The sequence below is a fragment of the Chromatiaceae bacterium genome (genome assembly GCA_016714645.1).
GTDB lineage: Bacteria > Pseudomonadota > Gammaproteobacteria > Chromatiales > Chromatiaceae > M0108.
Map to the genome: position 1 here is coordinate 218,977 of JADKCI010000005.1, position 23,310 is coordinate 242,286.

Genomic DNA, 23,310 nt, shown 5'->3' on the forward strand with positions numbered 1-23,310 from the left:
CCCCAGCCAGCCCCCGCCCATCGGCAGGGGCTGGACAGCATTGGTATGGGGCCTAAGCTAAAGACTTTTGACCCCCTCCGCCCTTGACTCAAGTCAAGCCAGCGCGGTTCCCGGGGGGTGGCGCCGGGGCAGAGTGGCCCCGCCCGCGGGTGCCGACCCCATGCCAGATAAGTTTAGCCAGAACTCCCCGTCCGGGAAGCCTCCCGGTGGCTAATCGCTTTGACCTCCATCAAGGCCGGCGGCGAAAAATTGGCATAACCTATTGTTTTAGAATTAATCCCGTGGACCCCCCGATGAGCACGGCCGTGAGCACCCCGGCGGCAAGGCGTTACCCTCCCGGCGACCTGGCGATCTGGATCTTCATCCTGGCCGAGCTATCGGTCTTCGCCATCTTCTTCGTCGCCTATGCCTTTACGCGCATGAACAACCCGGAGTTGTTCAACCTCTACCAGGCCACCCTGGACCGGGGTGCCGCCCTGATCAACACCCTGGCCCTCATCACCAGCAGCTATTTCGTGGTGCGGGCCGTCGCCGCCATCCGGGTCGGCGCGGGGGGGGGTTGCGCGCGCTGGCTGGGGCTGGCCATCCTCATGGGCCTGGTCTTCCTGGGGGTGAAGGGCTTTGAGTACGCCCATCACTTCGGCCAGGGCATCACCCTCTCCACCAATCGCTTCTACATGTTTTACCTGTCCCTGACCTTCTTCCACTTCATGCACGTCATCCTGGGGCTGGTCATCCTGCTGGCGGTCGCCCTCAAGGCCCGCAAGGGCGGCTATGATGCCGAGGAACACACCGGCGTCGAGACCGGGGCCTCCTACTGGCACATGGTGGACCTGGTCTGGCTGATCCTCTTCCCCCTGGTTTATGTGATGCACTGAGGACAGACGCCATGAACAGCTCCTCCGCTGCCCTTCGTCCCTGCACCTGGGTCTATCTGATCCTCATCGCCCTCACCTTCACTACCTACGCCGTGGGCGAACTGGGTCTGGGCGGCCTCCCCTTTTCCCTGCTGGTCCTCGGCATCGCCCTGGTCAAGGGTCATCTGGTGGGCGACTTCTTCATGGGACTCCATGGCCTGAGCGGTCCCTGGCGCTGGGTCATCCTCATCTGGCTCACCCTGATTGGCGGACTCATCACCCTGGCCTTCACCCGGACCCCGTGATCGGACTGGCCGCGATTTGATCCAGGTTAAGGAGTCTGCGCACGGGACATTAGACGATCGGAAAGCCCGCGAGCCGGGAAGACCCCGGAAGCCGCGGCCAAACCCGAAACAGCAACACCTTTTCACCAAGGAGATATTCCTCATGCGCTACCTCCCCCTCCTGGCCGGCGTCCTGACCCTGGCCACCGGTCTGGCCCAGGCCGCCACCCCCGCGAACGTCTGCGCCAACCTGGGTGCGACCCGCACGGCCCTGGTCACCCTGCTCGACGAGGCCGATACGACCAAGCAGCATGCCTATGTGGAACAGATCAAGACCACGACCGCCGCCGTGGACGCGGACCTGGCCACCATGGCCGGTGGGCCCGAAGCCGCCAAGGTAAACGCCTTCAAGCCGACCTGGGACGCCTTCAAGGCGACCCGTGACGGGGAGATCGTCCCCGCCGTCAAGGCCGGTGACATCGCTAAGGCCAAGGGGCTCGCCACCGGGGTCCAGGCCGGACGGATGAAAGAGATGAAGGCGGCCATGGGCTGCAACTGATCCGCGTTCACCGCGGGGGATCTCATCCCCGCGCACGGGGCCGGCCCTCCACCCGGTGGGCCGGCACCCATCAATCTGGAACCGCCAGCGAGGTTTCCGCCTCGGGCCGACAAGGTATCTTGTTACGCAGCGCGTCCAGGACCTGACCCCAAATTGCCGAAGAATGTTCGGCAAGGAAGCCTAGATGTCCGCTGCCACCGTCCTCGGCGCTACTCCCGCCGCCCCCTCCGCGCCGGCTCCTGGCATCCACTACCAGCCCCAGGGCCGGGAAGTGGCCCTCTTCGAACACGCCTATTACAACCGCCTGCCGATGATGATCAAGGGCCCCACCGGCTGCGGCAAGACACGCCTGGTGCGCTACATGGCCGAACGCCTGGGCCGGCCCCTCTACACCGTGGCCTGCCATGACGACCTGACCGCGGCGGATCTGGTGGGGCGCCACCTGATCGGCGACGCCGGGACCTTCTGGTCCGATGGCCCCCTGACCCGGGCGGTACGGGAGGGGGCCATCTGCTACCTGGACGAGGTGGTGGAGGCGCGCAAGGACACCACCGTGGTTCTGCACCCCCTAACCGACGACCGCCGCATCCTCATCCTGGAACGTACCGGCGAGACCCTGGAGGCGCCGCCCGGCTTCATGCTGGTGGTCTCCTACAACCCCGGCTACCAGAATCTCCTCAAGGGCATGAAACCCAGCACCCGGCAGCGCTTCGTCGCCCTGAGCCTGGGCTTCCCCCATCCCGAACTGGAGATCGCCATTCTGATGCGGGAGACGGCCATCGATGCCGCCCTGGCGAAGCGCCTGGTGGTCCTGGCCTGTGCCCTGCGCACCCTCAAGGATCATGACCTGGACGAAGGCGCCTCTACCCGGCTCCTGGTCTATGCCGCCACCCTGATCCGCAGCGGCATGTCCCTGCTGGACGCCTGCCATGCCGCCCTGGTGGAACCCCTCACCGACGATGCCGAGACCATCGCCGCCCTGCGAGAGGTCATCCAGGCCAGCCTGGGTGGCCAAGGCTGATGGAAGAGCAGGTCGGCGCCCTCTGGCACCGCCTCGTTACCCGAGCCAGCGCACACCGCTTCCCCGTGGCCGCGGTGCGGCTGGAGGACATGGTTGGATTGATCGGCATCTACTTTCGCGCCCTGGGGGGCGATGCCGGCCTGGAGGTCAAGGCCGCCGATGAGCACCGGCACGGCGCCCGCCGCGGCCTGCTGGCCCGCATCGCCGGGGTCGGCGACAGGATGGCCCTGGCCTGGCGGGACGATCGCGCCCTCCTCCTGCCGCCCCTCATTGACCGCTTTCCAGAGGCCGGGCTCAACCGGGACCTCTATCTCTGGCTCGCGGCCCTGGCCACGGGCGAGGCCCGGAAGGACGACGATTGGTTGACCGGTAACCAGCACCTGGCCCGGACGACCCTGGCCCGCTTCCCCGGCCTCGGCGACCGTTATCGCCGCCTGGTCACCGCCCACCTCGCCGAACGCCCGGACCCGGCCCGCCTGCCGCCACCGGAGGCTGAGGCCGAGGCGCTCATCCGCCAGGCCCTGACCGCCCCCGGCAGCGTCACGCGCCTGCCCCGGGGCCGCCGTCCCCCCCTGCCCGTCCCCCTCTGGCTGCATCCGGACCCGCCGCTGCCGATGGGCAGCGCGACGGCGGGCCCGGAGGGCGACGAGCAGGAGCGGGCCCCGGATGACCCCAGCGCCGACCTGGGCCGGCGCCGCCGGCAGGCCGAACGCGCCGAGATGCCCCACAAGGACGCCGGCTTCATCGGCATCCGCATGGAGAACATCCTCACCTGGGGCGAATATGTCCGGGTGGACCGCGCCACCGACGAGGAAGACGACCTGGAGCGCGCCAAGACTGCCGCCGAGGACATGGACCGCATCGCCGTTGCCCGCGACCGCAAGGCCGGCGGGGCCCGCCTGCGCTTCGATCTGGACCTCCCGGCCGCCAGCGAGGACGACCTGGTCCTCGCCGACGGCGAGCGCCTTCCCGAATGGGACTGGAAGCAGCGATGCCTGCTGCCGGACCACTGCCGTATCCAGGAGATGCTGGCCGCCGAGGCCCCGCCCTGCCCGCTCCCGGAGCATCTGCGCCGCACCGCCCGTCGCCTGCGCGATCAATTCCAGGCCCTGGCGCCGGCCCGCACCTGGCGGCGCGGCCTCCCGGATGGTCAGGCCATCGACCTGGACGCCTACCTGCGCTTCGCTACCGATCGCCACGCCGGTGCCCAGGGCGACCCCAACCGCCTCTATGCCGACATGCGCAGCGGCGCCCGCGACCTGGCCTGCCTGCTGCTGGCGGACCTGTCCCTCTCCACCGATACCTGGGTCGACGATCGGGGCCGGGTCATCGACGCCATCCGCGACAGCCTCTTCCTCTTCGGCGAAAGCCTGGCGGCCACCGGCGACCGCTTCGCCATGCTCGGCTTCAGCTCCCGCCGCCGCGACCCGGTGCGGGTCCACCAGATCAAGACTTTCGCCGAGCCCTATGGCGCCGTGATCCGGGGCCGCATCCAGGCCATCAAGCCCGGCTATTACACCCGCCTCGGGGCCGGTATCCGTCATGCCGCCCAGCGCCTGGCGCGGGAGGGTGCCAGCCGCCGCCTGCTGTTGATCCTGACCGACGGCAAACCGAATGATCTCGACCGCTACGAGGGCCGCTGGGGCATCGAGGACACCCGCCACGCCGTGGGCGAGGCCCGCCGCCAGGGCCTGGAGCCCTTTTGCGTGACCATCGATCCCGAAGGCAACGACTATCTCCCCCACCTCTTCGGCAGCGGTGGCTATGTGGTCATCCGCCACCCCGCAGAGCTACCCGCCCGCCTGCCCCTTCTTTACGCCCGGCTGACCGCGGGCGGCTAAGCCGAATCCTCAATCTCCCATCAGCCAACCCGAGTCACTCATGCGCCTCCCTCCCTTAACCCGCCGCGCCCTCCCCCTGCTTGGCTTTCTCGTCCCCCTCGGGGCCACCTTCCTCTGGCTCGCCCTGACCACGGGCCCCCTGGCCCCGGTGCTGGTGACCCTGACCACCGTCACGGCGGATACCATCACCCCCACCCTGTTCGGCATCGGGACCCTGGAGGCCCGTTACACCTATCGCATCGGCCCCACCTTCGCGGGCCGCGTGAGTCGGGTGGAGGTGCAGGTAGGCGAACGGGTCAAGGCGGGCCAGTTGCTGGGGGAGATGGACCCGGTGGACCTGGATGACCGGGTCGCCGCCCAGGAGGCGGCCCAGCGCCGCGCCGAGGCCGGGATCGAGGCCGCCCGGGCCCAGACCGACGACGCCCGGGCCCGGCGGGAATTCGCCACCGCCCAGGTCAAGCGTTACGAACAGTTGCTGCTCGCCAAGACCGCCAGCGAGGACTCGGTGGAGGCCAAGCGCCAGGAGTCCCTGGTCGCCAAGGCCGGGCTCCAGGCCGCTCAAGCCAACCTGGCATCCGCCGAGCAGGAGCTCAATCGGGTGCGCGCCGAGCACGAGGCCCTGGTGACCCAGCGGGCCAACCTGCGCCTGCTGGCCCCGGTGGATGCCCTGGTGGTCTCCCGGGACGCGGAACCGGGCAGCACCCTGGTGGCGGGCCAGGCAGTAGTGGAGGTCATCGACGCCGAGCAACTCTGGGTCAATGCCCGTTTTGACCAGCTTGGGGCCGGGGGCCTGGCCGCCGGCCTGCCAGCCCGGGTCAGCCTCAGGTCCCAGCCCCTGCTGATCCATGCCGGAGAGGTCGGTCGGGTGGAGCCCAGGGCCGATGCCGTCACCGAGGAACTGCTGGCCAAGATCGTCTTCGCGCCCCTGCCCGACCCCCTCCCCCGCCTGGGCGAACTCGCCGAGGTGACCGTGCTGCTGGCGCCCTTGCCACCCACGCCCTGGGTGCCCAACGCCGCCCTGCACCGCCGCGACGGCCAGCTCGGCGTCTGGCGGCTGGAGGACAATGCGCCCCGCTTCGTCCCCGTGGAGCGAGGGGTGGCCGACCGGGACGGCCGGGTCCAGATCCGGTCCGGCCTGAGCGTTGGCGACGCGGTCGTGGCTCATAGCCGCTCCCCCCTTGGCCCGCATAGCCGCGTCCAGGTGGTGGCGTCCCTCCCTGGAGTGCCCCAATGATCAGTCTCGCCGGACGGGACATCCTCCACGCCTGGGGCAAGTTCGTCTTCACCGGCCTGGGCCTGGGACTGCTCATCGGCGTCACCCTCTCCATGGCGGGCATTTACCGGGGCATGGTGGATGACGCCGAGATCCTGCTGGACAACAGCGGGGCGGACCTCTGGGTAGTACAACGCGATACCCTGGGGCCCTACGCGGAGTCATCCAGCCTGCAGGATGATTTGTATCGGGGCATCCTCACCCTGCCGGGCGTGGCCCGTGCCGCCAACGTCACCTATCTCACCATGCAGGTAGGTCAAGGCGACCGGGAGCGGCGGGCCATGGTGGTGGGCGTGGTCCCGGGCGGTCCGGGCGAGCCGGGTCAGCCGCGCTTCCTGGTCGCCGGTCGCCATATCACCCAGGGTCATTACGAGGCGGTGGCCGACCTCGCCACCGGCTTTCGTCTCGGCGAGCAAATCCGTATCCGCCGCAATCTTTATAGCGTCGTGGGACTGACCCGCCGCGCCGTCTCCTCGGGGGGCGATCCCATGGTCTTCATCCCCCTCAAGGACGCCCAGGAGGCCCAGTTCCTCAAGGACAACGACGCCATCGTCCACCAGCGCCAGCGCACCCTGGCCAATCCCGCCCTCAACCGGCCCGGTCAGCCCGGCGTCCTGGAGGCGGTGCTGGCCTCCCAAACGGTGAATTCCTCGGTAAACGCCATCCTGGTCCGCGTTGCCCCGGGTGCCGACCCGGACGCGGTGGCCGGCGAGATCCGGCGCTGGAAGCGCCTCACGGTCCATACCCGCGCCGAGATGAACGAGATCCTCCAGGCCAAGCTCATCGCCACCTCGGCGCGCCAGATCTTCATGTTCCTGGTCATCCTCTCGGTGGTGAGCGCCGCCATCGTCGCCTTCATCATCTACACCCTCACCCTGGGCAAGATCCGCGAGATAGCAGTCCTCAAGCTCATCGGCACCCGCAACCGCACCATCGCCGCCATGATTTTGTGGCAGGCACTTGGACTGGGCGCCATCGGCTTCATGGTGGGCAAGATCGCCGCCAGCCTCTGGGCGCCCATCTTTCCTAAATACGTCCTGCTGCTGCCCGGGGACGCCGCGCGCGGTTTCGGGATCGTCATGATCATTTGCGTGCTGGCGAGCCTCATCGCCATCCGCGCCGCGCTCCGGGTGGACCCGGCGGAGGCCATCGGTGGCTGATGATGCGTTGATGAATGGCACCCACGGCATCCGCATCGAGGGCCTGCGCAAGCGCTTCGGCTCCGGCGATACGGCGGTGGACGCCCTCAAGGGGGTGGACCTGGCGGTGGCGCCCGGCGAGGTGATCGGGCTGATCGGGCCCTCCGGCTCGGGCAAGAGTACGCTCCTCAAGTGCCTGGGGGCGGTCATCGAGCCCAGCGGCGGGCGCATGACCCTGGGCGCGGATGTCATCTACGATGAAGGCTGGCGCCTGACCGACCGCCGCGCCCTGCGCCGGGACAAGATCGGCTTCGTCTTCCAGGCCCCCTATCTGATCCCCTTTCTGGACGTCACCGACAACGTCGCCCTGCCCCTCATGCTGGCCGGCCAGCCCAACGGCATGGCCCGGGACCAGGCGCGGGAACTGCTGGCGGCCCTGGACGTGAGCCACCGCTCCCAGGCCATGCCCGCCCATCTCTCCGGCGGTGAACAACAGCGTGTCGCCATCGCCCGCGCCCTGGCCAATCGCCCCCCGGTTATCCTGGCCGACGAACCCACGGCCCCCCTGGACAGCGAGCGGGCCCTCAGCGTGATCCGCATCCTCAACCGTATGGCCCAGCACTACCAGACCGCCATCATCGTGGTCACCCACGACGAGAAGATCATCCCCACCTTCCGCCGGATCTATCAAATTCGCGATGGCCGCACCCACGAGGAGGCGGGCGAGGGGCGGGAAATCGGCTAGCCAGGCCGGTGCCGGTGGCATGTAATCCGCACTGCCCGCCTGGCTTCCTCAAGACTCCCGGCAAGACCCGGCCCGCGCCTCATACCACCGCCAGGCCGTCTCCACGATCCGGGGCAGACGCGAATGCAGCGGCCGCCACCCCAGCCGCTCCATGGCGTGCGTGGGATCGGCGACCAGCACGGGCGGATCGCCCGCCCGCCGGGGCGCCTCCCGCACCGGCACCGGGCGGCCCGCCACCGCCGCGACGGCCGCGATCACCTCCCGCACCGACGCCCCCTGCCCTGTCCCCAGATTGAGCGCTGCGCTCGCCCCACCGGCCAGCAGGTCATCGAGCGCGCGTACATGGGCAACGGCAAGGTCGGTTACATGGATATAGTCACGCACGGCGGTGCCGTCCGGGGTGGCATAGTCACCGCCGAAGATCGCCAGCGCCGGCCCGCCGCCTTGTGCCGCCCGGATCGCCAGCGGGATCAGATGCGTCTCGGGGTCATGGTCCTCGCCGATCTCACCCTCGGGGTCGGCACCGGCGGCATTAAAGTACCGCAGGTTGATGGCGCGCAGCCCATGGGCGACCTCGAAATCCGCCAGCATCCGCTCGATCATCAGCTTGGAGGCCCCGTAGGGGTTGATCGGCGTCTGGGGGCAATCCTCGGTGATCGGCACCCGCGCCGGGATGCCATAGGTGGCGCAGGTACTGGAAAAGATGAACGGCCGAATGCCGTGATCCCGCACCGCCTCCAGCAGGGTCAGGGTCCCGGCGACATTGTTGCGATAATACTTGCCCGGGTCCTGGACCGACTCGCCCACATAGGCATAGGCGGCGAAGTGCATCACCGCCAGCGGGCGGTAGCGCTCGATCAAGGTGTCCAGCCAGGCCCGATCGGCAATATCGCCCTGCTCCAGCGGCCCCCACCGCACCGCCCAGGGATGACCATAGACCAGGTTGTCGCAGGCAATCGGCTGATAGCCGGCCTGATGGAGGGCCTTACAGGCATGGCTGCCGATATAGCCGGCGCCGCCCGTCACCAAAACAGTCCCCATCTCCTCAGCCTCCCCCTGAAACCCGCCCCCGCCATCTGCCCCCACTAACAACGCTACCGAAAGGCCAGAAAAAGAAAGGGATCATGAGCCTTTTCCCCGAGAGAAAAGGCTTCCGATCCCTATTATTTCGCCCAGAAACTCCTTCAGGGCCAGTGAGGTGGCATCCAGGGCGCCGGGGCTCGGCAGCCAGCACCAGACCCCACGGCAGCTCCCGAGGGAGCGGTAATCCGCCCCGACGGGAATCACCTCGAGACCCTCGCGCTCGAACTGCGGCACCGCCCGCCGCAGGTGCCAGGCGGAGGTCACCAGCAGCACCCGATCGATCCCCCGCGGCGCCAGCATAGCCTTGGTAAAGGCGGCATTGCCCTGGGTATCCCGACTCTCCGCCTCCGCCACCAGCGCCGCGGCCGGCACCCCCAAATCGACGAGCAAGGACGTGATCGCCTCGGCCTCCGGCGCTCGCACATCCGGCCCAAGGACCCCACCCGCGCTGACCGCCACTAGCGGCGCGCAGCCAGCGTGATACAGCCGCGCCGCCACCCAGACCCGATCCGAGCCGCTATGCAACCGCGGACTCACATCCCCGATCAGCCAGGGTTTCACCGCCCCGCCGAGCACCACGATGGCACCCGCCCGAGGACAGTCCGCCGCCGCCATGGGCGGGAAGTCTGCCTCCAGCCGCCCCATCAAATACCCCGCAACGAGGGGCAACGACGCGGCCCAGACCACCAGGACGCCGCCAGCCATCAACGCCGCCCCCAAACGGCGAACCCCTGCCAGCCAGCGCAGCAAGGCGCCGGCGAACACCAAGCCCAGGCCCAACGGCAAGGGCAGGATCAGCGCTGTCACCAGGCGCTTCAGTTCAATCCAATCCATTGTGTTATCCCTATAAAGAACAAGGTCGGAACCCCTTGTTCGGGAAGATCAGCCGGTAAAGCCGCTGATGCTGTTCGAGCAACAGGCTAGCGCCCAGGGTGAGGGCCATGGTCAACAGGAAGGAGACCGCCACGGCCAGCCAGACGGAGGCGATGCCAGCCGCCATGAGCCCGGTCAGGCCGGTCTGGACGAGGAACTGCCAGACGAAGGAGTGGGCCAGGAAAATAAAGAGGGAACGGCGGCCGACGTAGGCCAAGAGGGTGGAGCGCATGAGCCAGGCCAGGCCCAGCGGACCATAAAAGGCCGCGATCAGGTAAAGGTCATGAAAGACCAGCTCCAGCGGGTGGTCGAGGGCCAGCAGCCTGCCGCCATTACTCATGCCGTAGCTGTTCATCCGCACGCTGGCATGGATGCAGAGCACAAAGACTACCAGTGTCCCCATAATTCCGATCCTGTCCCCGTAATTCGATGGCGCCATTGCTGCAGCCGATCTCAGAGCCAAACCCCTGGGGCCACCCTCCGCAAAACTTGACGCAGTTTCGACTTTAACAAAGTTTTTCCTGTGTGGTAATTTTCACCAGTAAATGCGGCGATACCAACAGGTGGGCATTCCCGCTTGAATCGAAGCACCACGGTTGGATCATTCCGAAAAGGGAGCACCCTTAACGCAACAAATTCTTCAAGGTGCGAGCAGCATCTGAGCATCTCCTCGCTCTGGCCAAAAAAGTGATCAAAATAAAAACTTTTTTCGATCAACATCAACTGCGTCCTAGCCTTAATAGGTGATCCAGTCTCGCGCCTGTAGGCTCGCCGACAGTCAACAGCGAAGCGTATATCTTGATCAAAGGTATCTAATAACTTGGAGATTTCGGGGAATATTAATCGTCCAGTAACCTTGAGGAAAATATTTGTCCCTGCCAGAAGATGACTATTGGTCACCGCGTACTCGAGATGTCCAAGCTCGGAATAACCGTAATGCATCCCGGCCGGCCGTGAGTTGCCCCCGAATGTCAGCCATTCTATCGGCAGATTCGCCGCCGATTCAGCTAGCCGGGTTTTCAACAATGTCAGCTCACCGCCAGAATTTTCGCAAAACACTACTCCCTTTATCCTCTGGTCGGTGATGCGTGCCCAAAACCCCAAGGCATGCACATAGTCTTCCGTCCGTAATCGTGGATCTGCACGTTGCACTGCATTGGAATAGAGCCCCGGATTCAGAGTCGCGGTCATCAATACCACAAGCGGCTGAGTGAACATGCACTTCCCCTCAGTTGACCAGTTGGCACATGCTAAAATAACGCATCAACATTAAACCGAATCCGCAGATTTCACTGCGCGGACAAGGTACTGGTGCACCAGAAAATCTCGTAGCGTTCCCGCGAGCAACATGTTTGCAATACAAGCGGCGCCACCTGATATCGATTTAATGCTTCGAAAGCGTATCGGACCGGTCATGCCGATTTGTTGAATTTCAAATCCAGCGCTTTTAAAAAGCGCAACCACCGATCGCCGGGTGAAGAAGCGCAAATGCGTCTTGTCCAGTATGCCCGCCGCCTGATACTGCCACTCACCCTTGAAGAGAAGCGGAAGAAGCACTTTGAGATTTCTTACATTAGGGATACTCGCAATGATGACTCCAGTCGGAGAAAGTAAGGGCTTGAATTCCTGCAAACGCGTCCACGGATCGCGAAGATGCTCCAGAACATCAAGTAAAAGCAGTAAGTCCACCTGCCCTACATAGGGTTCAAGTTGTTCTAATCCCTCATCCAGATCAGTTACCACAACTCGATCCAGCACTGTAGCCGCAATTGCTGCCACCCGTTGATCGACTTCCACTCCGATAGTCGTAATGCCTTCTCGGACCTGCTTCAGCCAACGTGAGGTCACCCCCGTGCCACATCCGACGTCCATGACTAACGACGGGCTTTCAGGCAGAAAGCTCTCGATCTCGTCTCGCAATACGTTGAAATAACCGGACATATCAGCGGCCTACGTTTTTCCCCGTGCACTCGGGGAATCAGTATCTGAGGGAAGCCTTCGAGCGCGCTGCCCTGTGTAGAAAAAACACGAAAAAACGGTCAGCACCCTTTTCCTGGTGAGGAAATGGTGTTGACCCCCTTATTCGGAAAGATCAGCCGGTAAAGCCGCTGGTGCTGTTCGAATAACAGGCTGGCACCCAGGGTGAGGGCCATGGTCAGCAGGAAGGAGACCGCCACGGCCAGCCAGACGGAGGCGATGCCAGCCGCCATGAGCCCGGTCAGGCCGGTCTGGACGAGGAACTGCCAGACGAAGGAGTGGGCCAGGAAAATAAAGAGGGAACGGCGGCCGACGTAGGCCAGGAGGGTGGAGCGCATGAGCCAGGCCAGGCCCAGCAGACCGAAAAAGGCCGCGATCAGGTAAAGGTCATGAAAGACCAGCTCCAGCGGGTGGTCGAGGGCCAGCAGCCTGCCGCCATTACTCATGCCGTAGCTGTTCATCCGCACGCTGGCATGGATGCAGAGCACAAAGACTACCAGGCAGGCGGCGTGAAACCACACCCGCCCCCCCCAGCGCGCCCACAAGGCCCCCACCGCGACACCCAGGGGGAACAGGAACAGCACCAGATCCAGGCTCCAGGGCACCACCGCCGTCAGGCTCCGCGGCGCCAGGCCCAGCAGGCCATGGGCGAGCAGGGCGCCGCCCAACAGGGACCCTCGCGCCTTGGGTCCCGCCGCGCGGTAGGCCCCGAGCAACACCACCATCGCGAACAGGGCGGGCAGAAACCAGAAGAGGCCAAAGCCGCAGGCCTCCTTATAGTGCTCCTGATCGGAGATCACCACCGCCAGCACCACCTTGCCGGCCCAGTCCGACAGGGCGGCCGCCTCCCAGGGCACCATGAAGAGCAAGTACAGCAGGCAGGCCAGGGCAAAAAACAGCAAGTGCGGCACGAAATAGCGCGCCAGCCGGTCCTTCAGCCCCGCCCGGCCAACCGCGGCGCCGGGCACGATAAACGGCAGCACCAAAAAACAGGCGACGTGAAAGTTGTACAGGACATTGAAGCACAGCGGGCAGGCCGCGAAGAAGAGGATGTTATGGCCGAGCACGATGAGGCTGATAAGGATGCCCTTGAAGGCATCCACCATCGCCCGGTCCGGGGCCGACGAAGCACTTTTCATCCCCTGGGTCATGACAAAAAGGGGCAACCGCATGGGTTCGACCAGGCTGGCTCCGCATTGCGATAGCCGTAACCATCAGGAAGGTTTTGCGCCATGTCTGACCCCTTTTTTTATCTTTCCGCTCGCAGCTCGATGCCGGCCATGGCCAGGGAAAACAGCATCCCTGCCACCAGACCGAGCAGGATCAGGATGGCGTGATCCCCGTACACCTGGGTGGCAACGGTAAAGGTGGCGATGTTGGCGATCAGCAGGGCGGCGAACGACGCCGCATAGTACGACAGGCTTTCACTGGCTTGCGCCAACAGCCGGAAGCCCTCCCACAGCCGCCGCGCGATACGGTACAGCAGCCAGAGAATGACCAGGGCGCCAGGGATGCCCAACTCGATGACAATCTTCCCCAACCCCGCCTCGGCCGCGCCGCCGACGGCCCCAGACACGCCGCCGGCATATTGCGTGCCTTGCGCCGAGACCCCCGCACCCAGGCCGATCCCCGCGGAGCGCGACACGGCCGATCGCAGCAAATCCAGGGATGTCTGGAAGCGCCCGCTCACGTCACCGAACACGGTTACGCCGCGCTCGAAATACAAGTCCGACTCGGAGTTCCGCTCCTGGGGATCCAGCAGGGTCAGCGCAAAGGACCCCACCACACCGAGCACCAGCAGCGTCAAGGTCTGGCGGTTCACACCCTTGTGCAAAAAGGCCAGCAGCGCCCACTGCACCGCCACGAAGATGGTCAGAGCCATCAACATCTTGCGCCGGCCGGTCAGAAGGATGGCACCCACCAGCGCCACCACCAGCAGCCCTGCAATGATTCGGTACGTCAGCGAGGGGCGGCGGGTCGCCAGCATGATCAGAATGGCGGCGGCGGTGGCGGCGTGCCAGGCGGCGATCTCGCCCACCCGGAACAGGCCGGGGTGGGAATCCAGCGCGGTACCCACGTCGTAAATGACCAACTGGCTGCCGACGAAGGAGCCGATGTCCCGGAGGATGGGCCACTGGTCCGAAAACTCCAGCGACAGGTAAACCGTCAGCGCCGCCGGCGTCATGATCAGGACATAGGCCGTCAGGAAGGCGGTGATCCGCCGCTCCGTGGAGGCAAAGGCCACCCCCAGCAGCAGGGCGGCGACGGGGCCGAAGTAAAAGAGCAGCCCGAGCACCGGCACCTGTGGATTGCCCCAGCGAACCAGGGCGTGGCCCGCCTGCGCCAGGACCACCAAAAAAAACAATCCCCAGGCCACCTTCAGCCGGGGGTCGTACAGGTAGAGCGGGCGCAAGCTCCGCACCGCCCCCCCGACGAATGCCGTGGCGAACACCGTCCCGAAGGTCATGGTCGTCCACAGCAGGTAATAGGCCGGTACACCGGGCGTAAGCTTACGGAACACATCCTGCAACACGGCGACGACCAGGATCGCCAACAGACCCCGGCGCCAGTCGCCGAGCGTCAGCGCGATCACGAAAAAGGCAACGAGGGCGGCAAGTTCGATCATGGGGTTAAGGCGCGGACCCCGCAGGCAAAGCCAACAGGTTGCCAAGCGCAGTGTCCTCTGCCTTAACAGACACGAGCCCACCGCGCCGGCCGAAACGATACAGAGCGTATCCCCAGTCCACGAGCAGTCGCCGCGGCTCCTCTCCCCCAGAAAGCTCCACCAGAATCGCCGCGATCCGTTGACGTTCCAAGTGCCGGCGTGCGCCTTCCAGTGCTTGCAACTCATGGCCCTCGACATCGAGCTTCCAGAGCTTGACCTCCGGGATGCGATTTTCGTCAAGAAAAGAGTCCAGGGTGGTCATCGGCAGGGAAAGGGTCTGCAAGTGTTGCTGCCGGTACCAATCTGTCCTAGTGGTCGAGCGCGCGCCATCGACCTGCATGATCACTGTTTCATCGGCGCTGGAAAGTCCCTTCCTGATCACCCTGACCGCCCATTTGGGGTAGCGCGCAAGGCACTCATCCAACCAGTCGGCGGCCGACGGCAAGGGCTCAAACGCGAACAGCTCGACCCCGGGCAACGGCGCCAAATACAGGGCCATCTGGCCAATATTGGCGCCGGAATCGATAACGACGCCTCCCCGATTCAACCAGCGGCGCAGCCAGCCCATTTGCGCGGGTCCCTCGTAATCCCCATAGACGATCCAGCGCTCGCACGGATGCTCCAGATCCAGCTTCCACACCGTGCCGTTCGACGCCTCCACCCAGACGATACCTTCCCGCGCCAACTGGCGGCCGTGAAGGCGTTCGAGTACACCAAGCTTATGGGGCAGCGGCAGGGACCTGAGTAGCCGCAGCCAGGCGGGAAGATGAATCGATACGGGGTTACTCAACTCTGCCTCTTATTTGTAAATTCTACCGGTCTTGCCCACACATCCAGATGTGCGCCTGCCGCGAGCATCCAATCTGCAGGATCGAGAAGCTGACCGTTAAGCCTACAAAGTTCATAACCACCCACCTGGGAAAAAAACTGGACATAGTCCTGGAAGCCCTTCCCACTGTTAATCGTACCCCAGGAATACTCAAAAATTATGCACGGCCGGTAAGTGCTTATCGTCCTTTTCGCTCCCAGCAGGGCTTCTAACTCATAACCTTCGATGTCAATTTTTATCCAGTTTGGCGGTGGAATTTCGCCATCGAAGACGAGACGATCCAGGCAAACCTGAGTTACTTCGCCCCGTTTCGCGGACTCCTGAGGAGCGATCGCGGTTGCGTGAACCGAATGCTCGGTAAAGAAAAATGGGATCACGGCGTCATCCGCGCCAACAGCGACACCGAGCACCTGTAAATTACGCAAGCCATTTAATTGGCTTGCCAACCCAATATTGTCGGCAAGTATCCGTTGAGGTTCAAACGAAATTACATGGATATCATCATCTTGCCTCACGTAAGCCAGCTCCAAGCTGATATACCCGACATTGGCGCCAATATCATAAAAGACATCCCCGGCAGCAATATTTTGGTTAATCACTCGAAAAACCCAATAATCCCAGCTATGTTCCTGCATCAACATCGTTGTGTAAACGTCAAGGGCTTCGGCCACTATCGGCAACAAGGCGCCATGACGGGTAACCATCGAGTGGTGAATCCAAGGCTTGAGGAATTTTCCTAGCTTCCTTGGAAAATAGCCTTTTCCTATTGGAGTTAACTTCGCTACCCAGAACGCAAAATTTAGTGAAAAGCAATTTGTAGCCTTCCAGCGTGCTAGTTCGCTCTTGTTATCAATCTTCATAGTTGCCCTGTAAAAAGAGACTTCAGATCCGTTTGTTTGCTTTCCTGAGGGACGGATGACCCGCAACAATTTCCACCATGCCTTGAAATGCAGAGGCCATGACGCGACGGCCTGATAAAGATACCGACGGGCAGCAGCGGGATCTCGATTCTGGAGAAGGCTACCCAAGAAATAGTTAAATCTGGCCAGAACCAAACCCGGAAACACTATTTCATCCGTCCGGGATTTTTCAAATTCCGCTTGCAGACGATCCAGCACTGTCCGTTCGCTTTCTCCCCGCCACCGGCAGGCGCAACACTCGAAAATCGCGTCGGTGGCCAGAACCTGTTGCTTGCGACGCAGGTGGCTGATCGAGCCTGGTTGCCAAACAGCGCGATAAAGTATTTCGGAGGTAGCCGCGCAACGGCCCTGCTCTACCAGCCGCATCCAAAGATCCAAATCCTGCGCGACCCGAAATTCCGGGCGATAGCCGCCGACGGCGTGATAGGCGGCCTGGTGAAACATCACGCTGCCGTGATGCGATGGTCCCCGAATGTGCTTGCTGTCGAGTTGCTCAAGACCCCGTTGCAACTCGTCGCCGTGCTGAACCTGCTCGTACAAAAGCTCACCCGCCGGTCCGACAAACCGGGTGCCGCAGGCGGTCAGCACCACCTCGGGGTTTGAGGCCAGGAAGGCGGACTGCCGAGCCAGCCGCCCCGGCAGGGAGATATCCCCCGCGTCCTGCCGGGCGATGAACGGGCCCCTTGCCTCGGCGCAACCGTGGATCAAGGCCCGCGTCAGCCCCCTGTTGTCCTGGTGAATCACCCGCAGCCGCTCATCGCGCCGGGCATGGTCATCAAGCAGTGCCCCGCTGCCGTCGGTCGAGCCATCGTCGACCACGATGAACTCGAACGCCACGCCTTCCTGCGCCAGGACACCATCCAGGGTTTCCGTCAGCGTCGCGGCGCCGTTGAAGACGCTCATGACCACGGTAACGAGCGGATCGTCACTCATGGCCGGAACTTATCCGTATTGCAGGACAGCCGACATCCCCGTTCCCAACCAAAAAGGCCAGCAGCCAAACCGTAAAGTCGGAAATCCAAGCCGTTACCCCGTTCAGAACGGCTTGTGCTGCGGGCCACTGAGAAGAGCTTTCTGGATTCACTGCCTGGGTAGCAACAGATCGTCGCTGTCCAGGTACTGGACGAAGTCGCCGCGGGCCACTTGCCGGACCGCCTCTCGCGCGACGCCCGGGCCGCCGTTGGCGATGTGGAGGACGCGAACCATGGCGGGATTGCCTGCCATCAATTCCTTCGCGACGCGACCGGTATCATCCATGGACCCGTCATCGACGATGGTGACCTCAATCGGCCGATAGGTCTGGTCCAGCACGCTAGCCACCACCTGCCGGCGGCAGGGCGCCGTCCAGCAGTCTAATCGGGATTTCCGCCCAACGCGCGGCAAAGCGCCCCTGCCGCAGGTGTCGGAGTGCCAGCAGCACGCTCGCCACCGTGGCCTTCACATCCTGGCTGGGCGCCAGGCGAAGGGAAGCCGCCGCCATCCGCCGGTACAGACCGGGATCCCCGGCCAGGGCGCCGATGGCTTGCGCCAGGGCACCCACATCCCCGCAGGGATAGACCAGGGCATTCACGCCTGGCCGGGCGGTGTCCGTCGGCCCCACACAACCGACCCGATCCGCGGCGATGATGGGATGCCCCAGGGCGAGGGATTCGGTGACGGACAGGGGATGGGCATCCCGGTCCGAGGTCACCGCCAACGCATCCGCCGCCAGCAACACCTGGGCGATCTCGCTCTGGTTGACAAAACCGGTGATGCGGGCGCGGGGTGCGATGCCGAGCTGGCGGATGCGGGCTTCGAGTTCGCCCCGCAGCGGACCGTCGCCCACGAACAAGGCGGCGATAGGCCGGGGGGAATCCGACAAGCGGGCGATGGCCTCCGCCAGGTCCAGGGGCCTTTTCCAGGGTTCGAGCTTGCCCGACAGCGCCACCACGAACGCCTCGGCCGGCAGACCAAACCGGCGCCGCACATCACCACACTCATCCCCGCTCATCTGGTCCCGCACGGCGGCGAAGCGGCCGATATCCACCGGACAGGCGCCGCGAAACAGCCGGTCCGGGGCGACGCCGTAATGACGGTAATAGCGTTCGTTGTTGTCGCCAATGGTGATGAAGGCGTCGCAGCGCCGGAAGAAGGCGGGCAGGACCAGGCGTTTCAGCGTCCGCGCCAGCGGCGAACGGACGTGCACCAGCTCCGAATCGCCGAAGTAGAGCGCCGCCGCCCCGTTGCGATTCGCCCAGCGCACCGCCCGCCAACTGATGCCCTGGCCATAGCCATGCACCCACAGGGCATGGGGCCGATACGCATCCAGCCGGTGGGTCAGGTCCGGGCTGTCGACCTCCCGAAAGCCAAAACTCGCGGGCGAGTAGCCGGGGCGCAGGAATTCATGATCGTAGCCGTCGAGCAGCGGCACATCCCACTTGAAGGCCTGGCCGAAGCCGGGATCGAAGGAATCCCGGACGCCATGATCGCAGAAATAGAAGACCTTCACCGCCAGGCCCGGCACCGTGGCCAAGGCGCGAAACACCGGTGAATAATGCTGGATCGGATGCGAGATAACGGCCGCGAAGCGCAATTCACTCATCAGGCTCTGTGACCCTTTTCGGTAGGCAATGGCAGCAGGGCGGGACCGCGGCGGTGCAGACGAGCGGCCCAGACCAGACCCCGTAGCTCGCCGGTCAGTTTGATGGGGATGCACCAGGGACGGGCCAGATGATAGCGGGTGCGAACCGACCGGAACAGCCGCCAGAGGATGAATCCCAGCCGCTCCCAGCCCCGGCCCTCGCGGAAGGCGAGATAGTATTCCCCCATGGAATGAGCCGGACTGGCGCTGCACAGGGGGTTGCCGTAGGCGCGGGTGCCGCCGCGCGCCGCCTGGAGGTGGCGCAGCGAGGCGGCCGGATCGAACCGGACCTTGCCACCGCTGAACCGGCGCAGTCGGCGGGCGAATTCGGTTTCGAAGCGATAGGCCACGCCCTGGAAGTTCTCATCGAAGCCCCCGGCTTGCAGGGCCACCTCTCGCCGCACCGAAAAATTGCAGCCAATGCTGTCGTAAATATCAGCTCCGTGAGTGCTGTTGAAGGGAAAGTCTAGATCCCGCCAAATCCCAGCCCGTATTCGCCGAACTGGGGGCTCAACGGGATGCTGTCCTGGTTGAAGAACCTGTCCCACCACCCCAACCACCAGCCGGTCTGTATAGTTGCGGGCATGGGCTCCCACCAACCCAGGTCCGGGAATAATGTCGTCGTCGAGAAACAGCACCAGCGGGAAACGGGCGGCCAGCAAGCCGGCGTTCATGGCGGCGGTGACCGATGGGCGCTCCAGGCGGCGCCAGCGGATGCAACCCGCCGCGTCCCACGCCGCCAGTTGATCCGCCGTGGCCGGCTCGTGCCGTTCGGTCTGATCGACCACCAGGATTTCGTCGGCCGGCGGCTCCTGGCGCAACAGGGCGTGCAGGGTATCGACCAGGACCTGCTCCCGGCGGTAGGTAGGGATGACAATGGAGATGGCGTTAGACGGTAGCATCGCGAATTGGATTCACACGGGATTGTCGTTCTTGACCAAATAACGGTGGCATCAACCACCGCATGGGGGTATCAGGGACCGACCAGGTTTCATTATTGATCTCCTGGCACCCAGCAGGTCAGGTTCCACTCGATGATCCAGGGATCTCACGGAAAAGTGGTCTGTCCCGGTTATTGTTCCGCCTGGAGGGGGCATGTAATCACGCGGGATTTCAACAGAGATCTTCCATCCTGGGAGGCCCCTTGCATTCAAAGATCAGCCTGCCTCATTGCGCCGCCAAAACCGGCGCAAGCGATTGTGAAGCGGCACATAACGGCGATAGCCGAGCAGACGTAAGAGTACCCGCTTGATCACCTGCCCTTCAACCACGGCATCAGGGAAAAACCCCGGACCTATTTCATCGAGGCGGGCGAGAATACGCCGGTAGTGGGGAAGGTCAAATCGGTGAGCCACATAAATGTCACGGTACAGATAGTTGCATAAACATTGGCGGCGCCAGGGCGTCAGAAGCTGCCTTTCCCGCATCACTGCGTAAATATGATCAAGAATATGGAAACGGGCATGGGCATACTCACTCAGCGAACTCGCGCTAGCGCGCGGTCCACCGTGATCCCGCCAAACGAACACGGGCTCTTCCAGGGTCGCGATTCGGGGCTCTCGAAGCAGCACCTTAATGAGAAAAAACCAATCATCCGGATGCGGCACTCGCGGATCCCAACGAACCTCCGCAATCGCCGTAGACCGGTACAAAACAGCCGATATCGGCGAGCCATAGCCGGAAAGGATGGCGTCGTAGGGATTGCCAGCATAAGGCATAGGATTCGAAGAAACGGCCCGCTCCAGATTCACATCGTCCATCGACGAGCGCAACCACCCGGAAATCACAAGATCCGACGAAGACCCCTCGATCGTGGCCACCTCTTTCACCAGCGCCCCGGGCAGCAGCAAGTCGTCGGAGTCGAGAAACTTGATGTACTTGCCACTGGCCACTGCCAGACCCTCGTTACGGGCCAACTGGGGACCGCGATTGCGCTGGAGCCGAATATAACGGCAGGTTGGGTGGTCACGGCAGAACTTCGCTAGCCGGCGGGCCTCCTCCGGCGCGGAGCCATCATCCACCACGATAACTTCATGAGACAGGGCAGGCCCCGCGCACAGAGCCACCGACGCGATAGCCTGTTCTGCAAGTCCGGCGCGGTCATGTACAGGAATAATGATCGAGACGATCATGGGCCTGACCGCCGTGAAAGCGGAAGTGCGCTTGCTAGCCGCGACTTAATCAAACGCAATCGCTCGCGAAGATAATAGGGTATTCCGACCCATTGTCTGGCCGCTTGACTCGTCTGCCTGGCATGCTGGACAAGAAGGGAGGGGTCGCCGATCCGCAGCCTGGGCTCCTGGCAAAGGCACTCCAGAAGGATGCGAGTAAACAACACGGAATAAATCCAAACGTCGTGTTGCAGCAGCACTATCCCAGACCGAGTGGCACGCGCGCTTTGCAGGAACTCCGAGACGGCGTCATTGAGGTTGTCTCGGGATAGATCCACCGCGGATTTTTCCCAGTCCCGGGTGGCATGAGTCCAGTTGAGCGGTAAGGAATACTGAGACAACGAGGCCCGACGCCACATGCGCAAAGTGCGGCCAAAATGCCATTGCCCCCAAGGCGGACGAAACAGACTGTGGGCTTGCCCGGTAATCTTGCGAAGGAGACAATCAGTTTTCTGTACCTCGTCAACACAGCACTCGGCGGGAAGCTGCAAGAACCGGGTGTGGCTAAACGAATGGTTACCCAACACGCTGCCGGAATCGTGCAATTTCCGCAGCACATCATGCGTGCTCTGATCGGCGTCCAGAGTATCGCCGCGCACAAAGAATAACGCACGCTGATCGTACTCGGCGAGAACACGCGCCAGATTAGCGGTTGTCGATGCTGCAAAGTTCCAACAGGGATCCACCGCCAGGATTGATTCACGTGCCGTCTCCGCGTCCTGAATCGAATCACCCCAGGCCGCAAAAGGCGATGCTGGACCGTCATCGTAGGTGAGAAAGACCAGCCCAGTGAGCGGTTCAAGAAACGAATCACTATTAAACCGAGCACCGAATCGAAACCAGAAGTCATACGCCACGACGCCCAGGAGCGCCAGCGGCACAAGAATCATGGCGAATGCAGTCATGGTCACAACAGGCTTCAGGACGTGCGCGTAAGGAGTCGGACGCTGTCTTCGTCGCCGGCGCTTGTGACGGCGAAGCCGAAGCGATCTCCAATCCAGCCGAGATCACGATCGTCAAGGCTCCAGCGTAGATCCCCGCCCGGGATGACCCAACGCATACCTCCTATGTCGGTAAGCGCCATGCCACCCGCTTTCAATAAAGCGCTGTAGCTGCACCACATGGTGAAGAAGTGAAACTTACAGCAGGCGGCAAAACTCGGATTGTTGTCGATAATGAAATCAAACTGATTTGGCAGTTGCGGCAGTGCTGGATCGTACTTGTTGATCAGATGGCAACTGTAATTCGGCAGGCCGAGGTCAACAGCGTGCTGCTGCTCGGTCGTGGCGATCGTGATCCCCACAATCTCTGCCACTTCACCGTGCCAGCGCTCGGCAAAGCCGGAGTTGCCCACTCCGACGTGGAGCACCCTTGCGCCTGTGTGCCTGAGAGCGCCGAATACCCGTTCGATGCGCAGTTGATCCGGGGTGGTATGTTTGCTGGACCAGTCGAAGATCCGCTCGCCATCACCCTCGTTCTCGCGGGCGAGGATTTGCGTCGTCCGCCACGTAAGGTCGGGGTTCCCGCAAAAGTCACAACAACCGAGGAAACTGCGCTTGGGGACAAGATTGGAGAGCGGCGCGGGAAGACGCCGGCGTAAGCTCGCTAAGCCGCGATCAAGCATGTTGTATCCATCCATCGGTGTATTTAAGGAATCGAAACGGAGGTAAAACGATCGCCCTCAAAAAGGATTCATGCCGGGGCCTATCGCTTTATAAAAAGCCCATTGTATCCCGCCAACGAAACCATACGATAGCCATGCGCGGACAGTTTCTGGTAAATTTCATTATGCATAATACTTTCCATAGCTTGATGATCCATTTCAATCAGAATAATTATCGGCCTGTATTTATCTAAGTCGATAGATCGTATGACGGCAGCATCATGACCCTCCACGTCCACTTTTAGCAATTCGAACTCTTTAGGGCACCGTTGCTCGTCCAAGATCGCAGTTAACGTCTTCGGGACGAGCTTTCTAACTTCGTTGATTCTGACAGATTCTTTCCAAGCTGCCGCATGTTCTCGCTCGACGGTACTGAGCAGGGAGCCCTCAAACATGATGAAATCCAGTTCTCTTGCCTCATCGGACACCAGGGTGGCAACGACTTGATCCCTAGGCCTGACTTTTTTGTACAGATCTGTCATTTCCTGGTTTGCGTCAATGGCGATGCCTCGCCAACCGAGCTGATAAAGCCTCCAAGTATTAGAGTGGTAAATCGGGTGATTGCAACCGACATCGACATAAAATCCGGGCGTTCGGATAGAGAGAACCTCCGTTAAGTAGAACCAGAGGAGTGCATCCTCCCCCAAGCTGCCCCAGACCAGGTCCACGTACGGATTTAACAGGTTACCAAGCCACCGATGCACCGCCAGTCCCAAGCCGCGCCGCCAACCCAGATGGCGGATATAGGCGCCGAGTCGCTCATAAACGCCTTTCACATCACGATCCCGCT

Annotated in this window: 24 protein-coding genes; 8 read left to right on the forward strand and 16 right to left on the reverse strand. The window is 63.1% G+C overall.

The window, feature by feature from the left end:
• The first annotated feature begins 293 nt into the window (after positions 1 to 293).
• From IPN92_17610 to IPN92_17645, 8 genes are all read left to right on the forward strand, one after another.
• Positions 294 to 878: a cytochrome c oxidase subunit 3 family protein gene (locus IPN92_17610; protein MBK8640001.1), complete on the forward strand. Its 585-nt coding sequence runs from the start codon at positions 294 to 296 to the stop codon at positions 876 to 878.
• 11 nt (positions 879 to 889) lie between these two features.
• Positions 890 to 1,162, forward strand: a complete 273-nt coding sequence (locus IPN92_17615; protein ID MBK8640002.1) for a cytochrome C oxidase subunit IV family protein — start codon at positions 890 to 892, stop codon at positions 1,160 to 1,162.
• Between the two features lie 142 nt (positions 1,163 to 1,304).
• The gene (locus IPN92_17620; GenBank protein MBK8640003.1) at positions 1,305 to 1,700 is read left to right on the forward strand and encodes a hypothetical protein; all 396 of its coding nucleotides are present in this window, start codon (positions 1,305 to 1,307) and stop codon (positions 1,698 to 1,700) included.
• A gap of 184 nt (positions 1,701 to 1,884) precedes the next feature.
• Positions 1,885 to 2,721 (forward strand): CbbQ/NirQ/NorQ/GpvN family protein, encoded by an 837-nt coding sequence (locus IPN92_17625; protein ID MBK8640004.1) that lies wholly within the window; start codon positions 1,885 to 1,887, stop codon positions 2,719 to 2,721.
• Positions 2,721 to 4,562, forward strand: coding sequence for a VWA domain-containing protein (locus IPN92_17630; GenBank protein MBK8640005.1), 1,842 nt, complete (start codon positions 2,721 to 2,723; stop codon positions 4,560 to 4,562). Before IPN92_17625 ends, IPN92_17630 begins: the two co-directional genes overlap by 1 nt.
• Positions 4,563 to 4,602: 40 nt before the next feature.
• Positions 4,603 to 5,796 carry an efflux RND transporter periplasmic adaptor subunit gene (locus tag IPN92_17635; GenBank protein ID MBK8640006.1) on the forward strand — a complete coding sequence of 398 codons (1,194 nt, stop codon included), beginning with the start codon at positions 4,603 to 4,605 and terminating at the stop codon, positions 5,794 to 5,796.
• Positions 5,793 to 6,995: an ABC transporter permease gene (locus IPN92_17640; GenBank protein MBK8640007.1), complete on the forward strand. Its 1,203-nt coding sequence runs from the start codon at positions 5,793 to 5,795 to the stop codon at positions 6,993 to 6,995. Before IPN92_17635 ends, IPN92_17640 begins: the two co-directional genes overlap by 4 nt.
• Positions 6,996 to 7,005: 10 nt before the next feature.
• A complete protein-coding gene (locus tag IPN92_17645; protein MBK8640008.1) occupies positions 7,006 to 7,719 on the forward strand; it encodes an ABC transporter ATP-binding protein in 714 nt (237 codons plus the stop codon).
• 48 nt (positions 7,720 to 7,767) lie between these two features.
• Here IPN92_17645 and galE read toward each other — a convergent pair whose 3' ends face one another.
• From galE to IPN92_17725, 16 genes are all read right to left on the reverse strand, one after another.
• Positions 7,768 to 8,760 carry a UDP-glucose 4-epimerase GalE gene (gene galE / locus IPN92_17650; protein MBK8640009.1) on the reverse strand — a complete coding sequence of 331 codons (993 nt, stop codon included), beginning with the start codon at positions 8,758 to 8,760 and terminating at the stop codon, positions 7,768 to 7,770.
• An 81-nt stretch (positions 8,761 to 8,841) separates the two neighbouring features.
• Positions 8,842 to 9,636, reverse strand: a complete 795-nt coding sequence (locus IPN92_17655; protein ID MBK8640010.1) for a YdcF family protein — start codon at positions 9,634 to 9,636, stop codon at positions 8,842 to 8,844.
• 10 nt (positions 9,637 to 9,646) lie between these two features.
• Positions 9,647 to 10,078: a hypothetical protein gene (locus tag IPN92_17660; GenBank protein ID MBK8640011.1), complete on the reverse strand. Its 432-nt coding sequence runs from the start codon at positions 10,076 to 10,078 to the stop codon at positions 9,647 to 9,649.
• Between the two features lie 50 nt (positions 10,079 to 10,128).
• Positions 10,129 to 10,893 (reverse strand): hypothetical protein, encoded by a 765-nt coding sequence (locus IPN92_17665; GenBank protein MBK8640012.1) that lies wholly within the window; start codon positions 10,891 to 10,893, stop codon positions 10,129 to 10,131.
• A 51-nt stretch (positions 10,894 to 10,944) separates the two neighbouring features.
• Positions 10,945 to 11,616: a class I SAM-dependent methyltransferase gene (locus IPN92_17670; protein ID MBK8640013.1), complete on the reverse strand. Its 672-nt coding sequence runs from the start codon at positions 11,614 to 11,616 to the stop codon at positions 10,945 to 10,947.
• A gap of 98 nt (positions 11,617 to 11,714) precedes the next feature.
• Positions 11,715 to 12,791: a hypothetical protein gene (locus tag IPN92_17675; GenBank protein ID MBK8640014.1), complete on the reverse strand. Its 1,077-nt coding sequence runs from the start codon at positions 12,789 to 12,791 to the stop codon at positions 11,715 to 11,717.
• 110 nt (positions 12,792 to 12,901) lie between these two features.
• A complete protein-coding gene (locus IPN92_17680; GenBank protein MBK8640015.1) occupies positions 12,902 to 14,278 on the reverse strand; it encodes a hypothetical protein in 1,377 nt (458 codons plus the stop codon).
• A 4-nt stretch (positions 14,279 to 14,282) separates the two neighbouring features.
• Positions 14,283 to 15,107: an FkbM family methyltransferase gene (locus IPN92_17685; protein ID MBK8640016.1), complete on the reverse strand. Its 825-nt coding sequence runs from the start codon at positions 15,105 to 15,107 to the stop codon at positions 14,283 to 14,285.
• Positions 15,104 to 16,999: an FkbM family methyltransferase gene (locus tag IPN92_17690; GenBank protein ID MBK8640017.1), complete on the reverse strand. Its 1,896-nt coding sequence runs from the start codon at positions 16,997 to 16,999 to the stop codon at positions 15,104 to 15,106. Before IPN92_17690 ends, IPN92_17685 begins: the two co-directional genes overlap by 4 nt.
• A gap of 147 nt (positions 17,000 to 17,146) precedes the next feature.
• A complete protein-coding gene (locus tag IPN92_17695; GenBank protein MBK8640018.1) occupies positions 17,147 to 17,377 on the reverse strand; it encodes a glycosyltransferase family 2 protein in 231 nt (76 codons plus the stop codon).
• A 1-nt stretch (position 17,378) separates the two neighbouring features.
• The gene (locus IPN92_17700; GenBank protein ID MBK8640019.1) at positions 17,379 to 18,647 is read right to left on the reverse strand and encodes a glycosyltransferase family 4 protein; all 1,269 of its coding nucleotides are present in this window, start codon (positions 18,645 to 18,647) and stop codon (positions 17,379 to 17,381) included.
• The gene (locus IPN92_17705) at positions 18,647 to 19,588 is read right to left on the reverse strand and encodes a glycosyltransferase (GenBank protein ID MBK8640020.1); all 942 of its coding nucleotides are present in this window, start codon (positions 19,586 to 19,588) and stop codon (positions 18,647 to 18,649) included. Before IPN92_17705 ends, IPN92_17700 begins: the two co-directional genes overlap by 1 nt.
• A gap of 255 nt (positions 19,589 to 19,843) precedes the next feature.
• Positions 19,844 to 20,818 (reverse strand): glycosyltransferase family 2 protein, encoded by a 975-nt coding sequence (locus IPN92_17710; protein MBK8640021.1) that lies wholly within the window; start codon positions 20,816 to 20,818, stop codon positions 19,844 to 19,846.
• Complete coding sequence (locus tag IPN92_17715; GenBank protein MBK8640022.1) at positions 20,815 to 21,762, reverse strand: polysaccharide deacetylase family protein; 948 nt, start codon at positions 21,760 to 21,762, stop codon at positions 20,815 to 20,817. Before IPN92_17715 ends, IPN92_17710 begins: the two co-directional genes overlap by 4 nt.
• 14 nt (positions 21,763 to 21,776) lie before the next feature.
• Positions 21,777 to 22,481, reverse strand: coding sequence for a hypothetical protein (locus IPN92_17720; GenBank protein ID MBK8640023.1), 705 nt, complete (start codon positions 22,479 to 22,481; stop codon positions 21,777 to 21,779).
• Positions 22,482 to 22,561: 80 nt separating this feature from the next.
• Positions 22,562 to 23,296 (reverse strand): FkbM family methyltransferase, encoded by a 735-nt coding sequence (locus tag IPN92_17725; GenBank protein MBK8640024.1) that lies wholly within the window; start codon positions 23,294 to 23,296, stop codon positions 22,562 to 22,564.
• Positions 23,297 to 23,310: the final 14 nt, after the last annotated feature.